Source organism: Paenibacillus sp. P4_E11 (assembly GCF_056401635.1).
This window is the reverse complement of the sequence record NZ_JBFUIX010000616.1, coordinates 1-800: the sequence shown is the minus strand read 5'-3', so window position 1 is coordinate 800 and position 800 is coordinate 1. Positions and strand designations below refer to the sequence as shown.

Annotated in this window: 1 protein-coding gene; it reads left to right on the top strand. The window is 41.2% G+C overall.

Annotation, left to right across the window (positions count from 1 at the left end; translation table 11 throughout):
- Positions 1-9 precede the first annotated feature (9 nt).
- A partial coding sequence (locus AC1DWB_RS36465) for a recombinase family protein (protein ID WP_477545922.1) occupies positions 10-800 on the top strand: 791 nt, incomplete at its 3' end.

Here is an 800-nt window from a genome sequence, read left to right as displayed (position 1 = left end):
GCCGTATACATTCGAGTATCGACTAATTCCACAGAACAAGCAGAGACTTATGAAGCACAGCATAATCACTTCTCAAACTATTTCGTTGGAACAGAGTTCGAACTTGTCAAAATCTACGCTGATAAGAAGACAGGTACATCAGCAAAGAAGCGTCCGTCCTTCTTGCAAATGGTATATGATGCAGGGGTTAATTCGAAGGTCGAACAGGGTAAGCTAATCTTCTACAGAGACTTGAAAAGAGAGCCATTGTTCAAGACGATATATGTGCCTACGTTGAGTCGATTTGGCAGAGACATACTAATAGTTGATGCCCTAAGAGAACTCCGTTTGAAAGAGGTCAACGTCATATCCATTGAAGGTGCGCTTGATTCCTCTAAGGACGCTGATTTCAAGCATATGGAACTCTATTTCTGGATTGCACAACAGGAATCTGTAATGAAGTCTGAACGCATGATTCAAGCATTAGATAGAAGTGCTAAAGCGGGGAAATTGTTCGTTAATCGTCTCTATGGATACGACTACTCAGAAGGAAAGTTAACGATCAACGAGAAACAAGCAGAAGTAGTGCGAGAAGTGTTTTCGTTATACTTGCAAGGTTATGGTATCAGACGGATAGCGCGACATTTGAACAGTAATAATGCACCTACTTACTCTGATAAACCAGAGTGGAAAGAATATGACATCAAGCGTATTGTGTTGAATGCGAAGTATTGCGGTCGCTTGATTCGGAATGCTTTAGACTACGGAAAGATATTTCAGAAACATGCGCCTAAGAAGAAAGATGCCGCACTCATCAAAGA